This window comes from Aromatoleum sp. (genome assembly GCF_032027225.1).
Taxonomy (GTDB): Bacteria; Pseudomonadota; Gammaproteobacteria; order Burkholderiales; family Rhodocyclaceae; genus Aromatoleum.
The window spans coordinates 150869-161577 of record NZ_JAVSMM010000011.1 but is presented as its reverse complement, the minus strand read 5'-3'; the positions used below and the strand labels follow the sequence as shown (position 1 = coordinate 161577).

Genomic DNA, 10709 nt, shown 5'->3' with positions numbered 1-10709 from the left:
CGCGGGTTTGCGCCCCCTCTAACTTACCTAACAAGAAATACATAACTTTTAGTAGAAGCGCGCCGTTTCGGTGGAAAACCACCCAGCGGCACGGCCAGGCCGGCTTTCCGGCAGGGAGGGCCGCGCCATGATCGTCGCGCTTCTCAATCAGAAAGGCGGCGTAGGCAAGACCACGCTCGCCACGCACATCGCCGGCGAGCTGGCGATGCGCGGCCAGCACGTCGTGCTGCTGGATGCCGACCCGCAGGGTTCCTCACTGGACTGGACGCAGCGCAGAAGCCAGCAAGGCTTGCCACGGCTGTTCAGCGCCGTGGGCCTCGCACGCGAAACGCTGCACCAAGAGGCACCAGAACTCGCCAGGCGAGCAGATCACGTCGTCATCGACGGCCCGCCGCGCATCGCCGCCTTGGCGCGCTCCGCGCTGCTGGCGGCCGAGCGCGTGCTGATCCCGGTGCAGCCGAGTCCCTACGACCTGTGGGCCAGCGCCGAGATGGTGGCGCTGATCCGCGAGGCGCAGGTGTTCCGGCCTGCGCTGCGCGCGGCCTTCATCATCAATCGGCGTGTCAGTACCACCGTGATCGGGCGCGAAGCGCGCCAGGCGCTTGCCGACCAGCCGCTTCCTGCGCTGCGCGCGGAAGTGCATCAGCGCGTCGTGTTCGCCGACAGCGTGGCCGCTGGTCGGCTTGCACGCGAGACGGCGCCGGACAGCGCGGCCGCGCGTGAAATCACCGCGCTGGTCGATGAACTGCTGCGGTGGCCGTCATGACAGCGAAGCCGCCACCACGCGCCAAGCGTGTCGGCATCGGCGCGCGTCCGCCCGCGAATCCACACGCCGAGGCGTGGATTCGCCAAGGTGATGCCGATGCGCTGGGCAAGGGCGACCTCTACACGGCTCGCCTCACTCTCGACATCACGCCCGCCATGCGGGCGCGCATCAAGGTGTCGGCCTTCACGCAAGGCGTGACCGTGGCCGACCTGCTGCGCGGCCTGCTGGAGCGCGAGTTTCCAGAGAGCCGCAGGGAGAGCACCCCATGAACATATCCGCTTCGCCGGCCGCTGGCGCGGCCACGGCTGCGCTCACAGCACCTACCGGCCAGCCAGCCAGCGCGCCGCTGACGCGCGTGGCGCTGGCCTACATCGACCAGCATTTCGACCTCTATCTGCGCTTCGGTGAGCCTGCGCGCATCGTCCGGCTCGACCGCTGGCGGCGCAGCGCCGTGTTCCTGCCGAACGCGGTTCTGTGCCGTGTCCGTTGGCAAGCCAACGACTACGGCACGATCCGCTGGCAGCTCATGGTGATGCAGGCTTGCACGCCGCTGGACGCGGCGCAGCGCATCCCCGGCGTGCGGCCGGGCGCGCGCCTGCTGCTGCACGCCGAAGGCGAGAACCAGGTGCGCGCCGTGCTGGAACGCATCGACGCCATCGAGGCGCTGGGCATCGCGCCCGTCGCCGTCTCGCCCGCGTACTGGCGCACGCTCGCCAACCGGCTCGCCGCGCGCCTGCCGCTGCCCGAATACACCGCCGAGCGGCACGCCGCCTGGCTGACCGGGAGGGCACAGCCATGACCACCGTTTCTACTGTCGCCGCCGCGCCGCGTCCTCGCTCGCCCCGCGCACGTTTGCGCGCTCGCCTCGTACTGGCGAGCCTGTCCGCCTGCAGCCTCGCTGCGCTGGCCTGGGCGTCCTTCGTGCAGCCGCTGCCGCGCCTGATCTACAACCCGTCAGATAGCGTGGCGGTTGGCTGGTATCGCGTCGATCCGTTCGACCCACGCGCCGCCTCGCTGCCACGTCCGCCGTCCGTAGACAGCATCGTGCTGGTGCCGCTGCCCGCCAGGGCCGCCGCGCTGGCTGCGCAGCGCGGCTACCTGCCGACGCGCGTTCAGCTGCTCAAACGTGTGGGCGCGGTCGCGCCGCAACACGTTTGCATCGTCGCCGGTCAGGTACGCATCGACGGCGTGCCGGTGGCCGCCGCGTTGCCTGCCGACCGGCTGGGCCGGCCGCTGCCGTCCTTGCAGCTTTGCCGACGCCTCGACCCGGGCGAGCTGCTCCTGTTGAGCGTGACGAATCCGGCATCGTTCGACAGCCGGTATTTCGGGCCGGTCAGCGCATCCGCCGTGATCGGCGTCGCGCATCCGGTCTGGCTGGAGGCTCGCCCATGATGGCCGCCGACTCGCTGTACGTTGCCGTGCATCTTGTCGTGCCATCGGGCATGCCGATCCAGTGGCTTTCCGCGTGTCGTCGCGCGTGCAGTGCGAGCGCATCCGCGCTGCACTTCGCGCTGCCTTCCCATGTGCAGGCGTCTTGCCTCGAACGCGCCCGGCCTGCGGCCGTGTCCGCGTTCGCCGGTGCGCTGGCTGCTTACGCAGCAGCGCCGCCGGGCCGCCGCTGCCCGGAGCGCCAGCGAGGGGCAAAGGCGGAAGGCAAGACAAAAGGACGCGGCACAGGGCCGCGTCGAAAGCCAGTCTGCACGTGGGGGTGGCGCGGCACACAGCGGCTTCGCCGCCGTGCCGCTTGTGGCGCGAAGTCCGCGCCAAGACAGGGCGGCCCGCGTGCTTCGCACGCCGTGGCACGCCATAGCTTTCCTTGGAGACTGCCATGAGCGACCGCCGCGACGACGATTTCCGCGTGCGCCCCAGTGCCCCGAAGAACCGGGGCCAGGGCTTCGTTTCCAAGGTGCTCAAGCAGGCGGGCAAGGCCAGCGGCGGCAAGTCCTCTATGCGCAATTCCGCAGCCGGTGGCAGCGGCGCACGCGCCGGCCAGCGCCCCGGTTCGCGCTTGGGGCGCGGCCATACGGCGGCGCGCTTCGCGGGCGCGAAGCTCACGCCCTTGTCGCGGCGTGTAACCATCAAGACGCTGCTGGTCAATCAGCGCAATGCCAGCCCGCAATCGCTCGCCAAGCACCTGCGCTACATCGAGCGCGATGGCGCGGGCCGCGATGGCGAGCCGGGCCGAGCCTACGGGCCGCAAACCGACGAAGCCGACCTCGACGCCTTCAAGGAGCGGGCCGCCGACGACCGGCACCATTTCCGCTTCATCGTTTCCCCGGAGGACGGCGCCGAGCTGGACGACCTGCGCACCTACACCCGGCACCTGATGAATCGCATGGAAGCCGACCTGGGCACGCGGCTGGATTGGGCGGCGGTAGATCACTGGAACACCGACAACCCGCACACTCACCTGATCGTGCGCGGGCGTGACGACACTGGCAAAGACCTCATCATCTCGGGCGACTACATCGCGCAAGGCTTTCGCCATCGCGCCGCCGAACTGGCGACCGAATGGCTGGGGCCGCGCACCGAACTGGAGATCCAGCAGACCTTGCAGCGCGAGGTGGAGCAGGAGCGGTGGACGAGCCTGGATCGCACCCTGCAACGCGAGGTCGGCGAGGACGGCCGAGTGCAGATCGAACGCTTCAACGAACCGCGGCTGCAACGCCAGCGCCTGCTGCTAATCGGCCGCCTGCAACGCTTGCAGCGCCTGGGCCTGGCCGACGAAATACAGCCCGGCACCTGGGCCGTCTATGCCGACGCGGAAGAGACCCTGCGCGCCCTGGGCGAGCGTGGCGACATCATCCGCACCATGCAGCGGGCCATGCGCGGCGAGCCGCGCGAGCTGGCGGTGTTCGAGCCTGGGGACGATGGCCGAACCATTCTCGGCCGGGTGGCCGCGAAGGGGCTGGCCGACGAGCTGCGCGACCGGGGCTATCTGGTCATCGACGGCGTGGACGGCAAGGCCCACTACGTCGCGCTCAACGCCCGCGACGAGTTGGCGAACTACCCGGCCGGCGCCGTGGTGGAGGTGAAGGGATCTGCCGACGTGCGGGCAGCCGACCGCAACATCGCCGCGCTGGCGAGCGGTGGCCTGTACCGCACCGACCATCACCTTGCCGTGGCGCGGGGTCAGGCTGTGCCCGGCCGCGATCCGCAGGAAGTCGTCGCGGCCCACGTCCGCCGACTGGAAGCCCTGCGCCGGGCCGGCATCGTGGAGCGCGTGGCCGAAGGGCTATGGAAGGTGCCGGGCGACCTGCCCGAGCAGGGCCGCCGCTACGACGCGCAGCGCCTGGGCGGCGTGGCCGTGGAACTGAAATCGCACCTGCCCATCGAGCGGCAGGCCCGCGTGATCGGGGCTACTTGGCTCGACCAGCAGTTGATTGGCGGCTCGGGCCTGGGCGACCTGGGCTTTGGCGGCGAGGCCAAGCAGGCCATGCAGCAGCGCGCCGACTTCCTGACCGAACAAGGGCTGGCCGAGCGGCGCGGGCAGCGCGTGATCCTCGCCCGGAACCTGCTGGGCACGTTGCGCAATCGGGAACTGGCGCAGGCCGCCAAGGACATTGCCGCCGAATCCGGCTTGGAGCACCGTCCGGTGGCCGACGGCCAGCGCGTGGCCGGTATCTACCGGCGCAGCATCATGCTCGCCAGCGGGCGCTACGCGATGCTCGATGACGGCATGGGGTTCAGCTTGGTGCCGTGGAAGCCAGTGATCGAACAGCGGCTGGGCCAGCAGCTCGCGGCCACAGTGCGCGGTGGCGGGGTGTCTTGGGAGATTGGGCGCGCACGCGGGCCTGCTATCAGTTGAGGCGGTAAACAAAACGCAGCTAGCAACACGATACGGAGGGCTTGCACACCTTCCGATCAAGAAAACATCGAGCGAGCACGGAGGTCATCCGCTCGTTCCGCACTTGACCAAATTATTCGATAAAATATAGTTCGATCGTACGAACTCTATTAGAATCTGACATAACCAAGACCTTCGAGACACTCATGAATCGCTTGACTACCTATGCGCTCGACCTCCATAGACCCGTGCCGTCGGTCCGGGAGACTGGCACTTTGAGCACGGGCAGGAGCGTGCAGGCGTGCACGGTGGCCGTGCTGTCCATGTGTGTACTTCTGCTCGCTGCCTGCACTGATGGCTCAATCTCGTCTAGATCCGTGGCCACGCCGGTGGCTGCAGAAGTCGCTGTGGTACGGCAGGCACGATTACCTGTTACCAACGATGTGACTGGCAGCGTCGTCTCTGACGGACGCATCGACGTAGCTTCGCGCGTGACCGGATTCATTCGCCAGCTCGATGTTCGCGAGGGCCAGGCGGTCAGGCGCGGCGACCTGCTGTTGCGCATCGACGCCTCTGACATCGACGCGGCTATCGCGCAGGCACGCGCCGGCGTGCAGGCCGCCCAGGAGGCTTGGCGGGATGCGCAGTACGACGTGAACCAGAATGCGCAACTGGTGCCGGCTGGCGCGATCTCGGCCGACGCGCTGCGCAAGTCCAGGGTGCGGGAGGAAACCACCCGCGCGACGCTGGAGCAAGCGCAATCGGCGCTGGCGGCGGCACAAGCGCAGCGCAACTACGTGGCCATCACCAGTCCGGTGGATGGCGTGGTCGTCTCGGTGGCCCGGCGCAGCGGTGAGATGGCCACTCCCGGCGCGCCGCTGATGACGGTGGAGTCGCGTGAGGTCTTGCTGTTCAAGGCGTTCGTACCTGAGCGCAGCCTGGCGGCAATCAAGTCCGGTGACTTGATTCCCGTGCGCATCGACGCGCTGGGCGATGAGCGCTTCAAGGGACGGGTCCGGGGCGTGGTGCCATCGGGCGATGGCGTGACCCGCCGCTACGAGGTGGACATCGTGCTGCCGCGGGACGCGCGCCTGCTGCCGGGAATGTTCGGCCGTCTCGAAATCCTGCTGGACGAGAAGCGGGCCGTCACGGTGCCGCGTACGGCCCTCGTGCGGCGCGGCGGTTTGGACGGCGTGTTCGTGCTGCAGGAAGGTGTGGCGCGTTTTCGCTGGCTGCGCACAGGCCAGCGCCTGGGCGATGTGGTGGAGGTGACCGCGGGCCTGTCGGACGGAGAAACCATCCTCGCCAGCGTCGCCGACACCGTCCATGACGGCATGCCGATCCAGGCCGTCGGGGGCGCGCGATGACGTCGCGGCGCCTGAACTTCGCGGGTTTTCTCGCGAAGCACTTCATCACCTCCAAGCTCACGCTGGTCTTCATCATCGCCGTGGCGTTGATGGGTGTCGTGGCGGTGCTGCAGACCCCGCGCGAGGAGAACCCGCAGATCATCGTGCCCGCCGCCGCCGTTATGGTCGGCTTGCCGGGCGCCTCTGCCAGTGAGGTCGAATCGCTGGTGGTCACGCCCCTCGAAGGCATCCTGAGCGAACTGCCCGGCGTCGATCACATCGAGAGCACTTCCCGCAACTCACAGGGAATCGTTCAGGTGCAATTCAAGGTCGGCGAATCCAAGGAGCAGTCACTGGTCAAGCTCTATGACCGCGTGATGGCCAGCCGCGCCTGGCTGCCTGCCGATGCCACGACGCCATTGGTGCAAAGCGTCGACGCGGACGACGTGCCGATCGTCACCTTCACGCTGGCTTCGTCGAAATACGATGACTACGCGCTCAACCGCATGGCCGAACGCATGGCCGAGCGCCTGCGCAGTACCGAGAACGTCTCGGTGGTGTCGCTGCGCGGCGGGCAGCACCGCGAAATCACCATCGAACTGGACCCCGATCGCCTACAGGCTTACGGCGTGACCCTGGGCCAAGCCCGAGCGGCCTTCCCAATCAGCAACCTGACGTTGCCACTGCCGCCCACCGTACGTGACGGCCAGGTACAAGCCATCAAGCTGGATGCGGCCTACACCTCGGCCGAGGATGTGCGTAACCAGCTCATCGCCGTGCGCGACAAGCGGCCGGTTTACGTGCGCGACGTGGCCACCGTTACCGACGGCCCGCCGTCGGAGCCAACCACGGCCAGCCGCCTCTCCTTCGGTCTCGGTGATCCACGCTTTGGCACGGCCGATGCCACAGACCTGCCCGCCGTCACCATCGCCGTGGCCAAAAAGAAGGGCACCAATGCCGTGGTGGTCGCCAATGCAGTGATCGACCGCATGCAGCGCATGCAGGCCACCTTCGTGCCCCAGGACATCCAGGTCGTGGTGACGCGCAACGACGGCCAGAAGGCCGACGACGCGGTCAACCTGCTGCTGGAACACCTGACGATCGCCCTGGTCACCGTGGGCCTGGTGCTGATCCTCTTCCTGGGCTGGCGCGAGGCGTTGATCGTGATGATCACGGTGCCGTTGATCATGGGTATCACGCTGACGGCCAACCTGCTGGGCGGCGTCACTATCAACCGCGTCACGCTTTTCGCCCTGATCCTGGCGCTAGGACTGCTGGTGGATGCCGCCATCGTGGTCATCGAGAACATCCACCGCCACTACGCCAGCCGCAAACCGAAGGCAGACAAGGAAGCGGAAACCGTGCTGGCGACCAACGAGATCGGCAACGCCACCAACCTGGCCACCTTCGCGGTGATGCTGGTTTTCATTACCTTGCTGCTGGCCTTGACCGGCATGCCGCGCCAGTATTTTTTCCCGGTGGCGGTCACCGTGCCAGTTGCCATGGCCGCCTCCATCGTGGTGGCCTACATCGTCGTACCGTGGGCATCCAATCGCTGGCTTCATCGCCACGACATCCGGCAGGAAGAATCAGCGCACGGGCAACAGTCCCATGGCCATGATACACCGGGGCGGATCGAGCGCCTCTACCTGCGCCTGTTCAGCCCCTTACAGCAATACAGAAACGTGCGCATCGGCTTCGCTCTGGCGGTGCTGCTGCTGATGACGGTCTCGCTGATGCAAGGCGCCTGGCAGTTCGTCCGTCCGGCGGGCGTGGGCGGGGCCGTGTCCGCGCTGGGCGTGCCGATCGGCTTTCTGCCCAAGGACGACCAGAACACCTTCAACGTGGTGGTTTCGATGCCGGAAACCACGCCGGTGGAAGACACCGATCGCCTGGTGCGCCAGGTCACCGCAGTGCTGGCGCAGGAATCGCAGGTGCTCAACTACCAGACTTGGGTCGGCCAGGCAGGTGTGGCCGACTTCAACGGCCTGTTCAAGGGCACGGCCGCGCGTGCCGGCAGCCACATCGCGGAAATCCGCGTCAACCTCATCGACAAGCGTCACCGCAAGGAAAGCTCCATCGACATCGTGCGCGAATTGCGTCCCAAAGTGGAGACCATTCGCGCTGCCTGGCCCGGTGCCGAGGTGGCGCTGGTCGAGCAGCCGCCGGGTCCGCCGCTGCGCTCGACTGTTTTGGCGGAAATCTATGGCCCGGACGCCGAGGGTCTGCGCGCACTGTCGGCCCAGGTACGCGGGGCCTTCGCACAGACCTACGACATCGTCGATATCACCGATACCGAGCCGGAAGACGTGCCGGAGCACCGCATCGTGCCGGACAAGGACAAGGCCGCGCTCTCCGGCGTCTCGACTGCGCAGATTGCCGAGGCGCTGGCGCTGGTCTACGGCGGCACCACCCTCGGCCGCGCCCACCTGCCGGACGAGAAACTGCCGGTATCAGTCAGGGCCTTCGTGCCGCGCCGCTTCGAGGTCGATCCCGCCCGGCTCGACCGGGTATTCGTGGACAACGCTGCCGGCCAGCCCGTGCCGCTGGCGGAGTTGGTCAAAGTGGCCCCCGCATCGGTCGATCGCCCCATCCTGCACCGCGACAACGAGAAGGTCACCTTCGTCGGTGCGGAACTGTCGGACTCGGTGCCGCTGTACGCCGTGCTCGACCTGCAACGGCGCCTGCATGGCATCACCGCGCCGGACGGACGTCCGCTGCGCACCGGCAACCTGCGCTTCAAGGAGGACGTACCCGACACCATCGACGGCTACCAGTTACTGTGGGGCGGCGAGATGCGCATGACGATGGACGTATACCGGGATCTCACGATCTCGCTCAGCGGCGCGCTGCTCATCATTTATTTCGCGCTGGTCGCTTATTACCGCTCGTTCATCATTCCGCTGGTGGCCATGTCAGCCGTGCCGCTGGGCATCATCGGCATTTTTCCGGGGCACTGGCTGGTCGGCGTGGATTTCTCCGCGACATCCATGGTCGGCATCATCGCCCTGGCGGGCGTGGTGATCCGCAACTCGCTGCTGATCATCGACTTCATCCAGGACAACATCAGGCACGGCATGCCGCTGGAGGATGCCGTACGCGAGGCCGGCGCGGTGCGTCTGCGGCCGATCCTGCTGACGATGCTGGCGATCATCTTCGGCTCGGCCATCATGGTGACCGACCCAGTCTTCGGGGGGCTGGCCATTTCGCTGATCTTCGGCACGCTGGTCTCGACTGCGCTGACTGTGTTCGTCGTGCCGCTGCTCTATGAGTTGCATGCAAAACGTCATGCGGCCCCTACGTCCCCAGGAGCAGATCATGCATGAGAAGGACCACGGCACATCATCGGCTAGCCATCGCCAAGCCCGCGCAGGCCATGAAACCGGCCCGTCGGTTCACCATCGGCTCGTCGGCACGCTGGCCGTGGCAGTGCTGGCGATGCTGAGCGGTTGCGCCTCGCTGGCACCCGCGCTCGATCCCATCGCACTCCCCGTCGCATCGAACTGGCGGACGCAGCCTGACGCGCCAAGTGGTGCGGCCGCGACTGAATTGGCCTGGCGCGAGTACTTCACCGACCCGGCCTTGCAGGCGCTGATCGAGACCGCGCTGGAAAACAACCGCGATCTGCGCGTGGCGGTGCTGCGCACCGAGGAAGCGCGTGCCGCCTTTCGCATCCAGCGTGCGCAGCAGGCGCCAATGGTCGGCGTGGGGGCGCAGCAAATCCGCGCCGGCCTGCCCGATGGGCTACAGCCGCTGGCGGGCCGCTCGGTCCTGGAGGTCAACGTAGCCTCCGTGGGCATCAGCAGTTGGGAGCTGGACCTGTGGGGCCGCGTACGCAGCATGAAGACCGCCGCATTGGAGCAATGGCTGGCCACCGAGCAGGGCCAGCGCGCCGTGGAATTGGCGCTGGTCGCCCAGGTCGCTGATGCCTACCTGGGCCTGCGCGAACTCGACGAGCGCATTTCGCTGGCAAGGCGCACGGTTGAAAACCAGCAAGAGCTGGCGCAAATCTTCCAGAAGCGCTTGGAGCTGGGCCATGGCTCGCGGCTGGAACTGACCCAAGTGCGCACCCTGCTCAGCCAGGGCAAAGCCCTGCAGGTGCAACTGGAGCTTGCGCGCGAACAGCAGCGCAATGCCCTGGCGCTACTGCTCGGCAGCGAACCCCAATTGCCGCCGTCATCAGCCCCGATGGATGAAGCCCTGGTCATGCCCGAACTGAGGCCCGGGCTGCCATCGGACCTCTTGGTCAACCGCCCGGACATCCTGGCCGCCGAGCATGCGCTGCGGGCACGCCAAGCCAACATCGGTGCGGCGCGCGCCGCATTCTTCCCGCGCATCGCACTGACCGGTGGTGCCGGCTCGGTCAGCACCAGCCTGAGCGACCTGTTTTCGTCGGGCACCCGGGCGTGGTTGTTCCAGCCGACGATCGAACTACCGATCTTCGATGCCGGCATGCGACAGGCCAATCTCGACGTTAGCGTCGTGCGGCGTGACATCGCCATTGCCGAATACGAAGGCGCGATCCAAGCAGCGTTTCGCGACGTTTCCGACGCCCTGGCCGCAAGGCAGAAGCTCACCGAGCAGCTTATCGTGGCACGCCAGGCCCACGCCGAGCAGAGTGAGCGTTTGAAACTGGCGCGAACGCTGTTCGATGCCGGCTCGGCGGCGCACCTGGAGGTGCTGGACGCCGAGCGCGACCTGCTTGCCGTCGAGCAGCAACTGGTGCAGGTACGCAGGGCGGCATTGTCAAGCCAAATCGGGCTGTACGCAGCGCTGGGCGGTGGCATCAACCAGCCCCCGAAAAGATGAG

At 67.3% G+C, this 10709-nt stretch carries 8 protein-coding genes; all 8 read left to right on the top strand.

Going from position 1 to position 10709, the window contains the following annotated elements:
• The first annotated feature begins 127 nt into the window (after positions 1-127).
• The 8 genes from parA (at position 128) to ROZ37_RS13565 (ending at position 10708) form a co-directional block, all read left to right on the top strand.
• Complete coding sequence (parA, locus tag ROZ37_RS13600) at positions 128-766, top strand: ParA family partition ATPase (protein ID WP_014703536.1); 639 nt, start codon at positions 128-130, stop codon at positions 764-766.
• Positions 763-1035 carry a hypothetical protein gene (locus tag ROZ37_RS13595; RefSeq protein ID WP_014703537.1) on the top strand — a complete coding sequence of 91 codons (273 nt, stop codon included), beginning with the start codon at positions 763-765 and terminating at the stop codon, positions 1033-1035. The genes parA and ROZ37_RS13595 overlap by 4 nt, the downstream gene beginning before the upstream one ends.
• The gene (locus ROZ37_RS13590) at positions 1032-1565 is read left to right on the top strand and encodes a DUF2840 domain-containing protein (protein WP_014703538.1); all 534 of its coding nucleotides are present in this window, start codon (positions 1032-1034) and stop codon (positions 1563-1565) included. The genes ROZ37_RS13595 and ROZ37_RS13590 overlap by 4 nt, the downstream gene beginning before the upstream one ends.
• The gene (locus tag ROZ37_RS13585) at positions 1562-2158 is read left to right on the top strand and encodes a S26 family signal peptidase (RefSeq protein WP_014703539.1); all 597 of its coding nucleotides are present in this window, start codon (positions 1562-1564) and stop codon (positions 2156-2158) included. Before ROZ37_RS13590 ends, ROZ37_RS13585 begins: the two co-directional genes overlap by 4 nt.
• Positions 2159-2594: 436 nt before the next feature.
• Positions 2595-4574: a relaxase/mobilization nuclease and DUF3363 domain-containing protein gene (locus tag ROZ37_RS13580; protein ID WP_023110655.1), complete on the top strand. Its 1980-nt coding sequence runs from the start codon at positions 2595-2597 to the stop codon at positions 4572-4574.
• 185 nt (positions 4575-4759) lie between these two features.
• Positions 4760-5920: an efflux RND transporter periplasmic adaptor subunit gene (locus ROZ37_RS13575; RefSeq protein WP_012584373.1), complete on the top strand. Its 1161-nt coding sequence runs from the start codon at positions 4760-4762 to the stop codon at positions 5918-5920.
• Positions 5917-9225, top strand: coding sequence for an efflux RND transporter permease subunit (locus ROZ37_RS13570; protein ID WP_012584374.1), 3309 nt, complete (start codon positions 5917-5919; stop codon positions 9223-9225). The genes ROZ37_RS13575 and ROZ37_RS13570 overlap by 4 nt, the downstream gene beginning before the upstream one ends.
• The gene (locus ROZ37_RS13565; protein ID WP_012584375.1) at positions 9218-10708 is read left to right on the top strand and encodes an efflux transporter outer membrane subunit; all 1491 of its coding nucleotides are present in this window, start codon (positions 9218-9220) and stop codon (positions 10706-10708) included. Before ROZ37_RS13570 ends, ROZ37_RS13565 begins: the two co-directional genes overlap by 8 nt.
• The last annotated feature ends 1 nt before the right edge of the window (position 10709 follow it).

What these genes read in the sequence shown, in the direction of transcription:
- parA (WP_014703536.1), top strand. Translation starts at nt 128, where the DNA reads ATGATCGTCGCGCTTCTCAATCAGAAAGGCGGCGTAGGCAAGACCACG.
- ROZ37_RS13595 (WP_014703537.1), top strand. Translation starts at nt 763, where the DNA reads ATGACAGCGAAGCCGCCACCACGCGCCAAGCGTGTCGGCATCGGCGCG.
- ROZ37_RS13590 (WP_014703538.1), top strand. Translation starts at nt 1,032, where the DNA reads ATGAACATATCCGCTTCGCCGGCCGCTGGCGCGGCCACGGCTGCGCTC.
- ROZ37_RS13585 (WP_014703539.1), top strand. Translation starts at nt 1,562, where the DNA reads ATGACCACCGTTTCTACTGTCGCCGCCGCGCCGCGTCCTCGCTCGCCC.
- ROZ37_RS13580 (WP_023110655.1), top strand. Translation starts at nt 2,595, where the DNA reads ATGAGCGACCGCCGCGACGACGATTTCCGCGTGCGCCCCAGTGCCCCG.
- ROZ37_RS13575 (WP_012584373.1), top strand. Translation starts at nt 4,760, where the DNA reads ATGAATCGCTTGACTACCTATGCGCTCGACCTCCATAGACCCGTGCCG.
- ROZ37_RS13570 (WP_012584374.1), top strand. Translation starts at nt 5,917, where the DNA reads ATGACGTCGCGGCGCCTGAACTTCGCGGGTTTTCTCGCGAAGCACTTC.
- ROZ37_RS13565 (WP_012584375.1), top strand. Translation starts at nt 9,218, where the DNA reads ATGCATGAGAAGGACCACGGCACATCATCGGCTAGCCATCGCCAAGCC.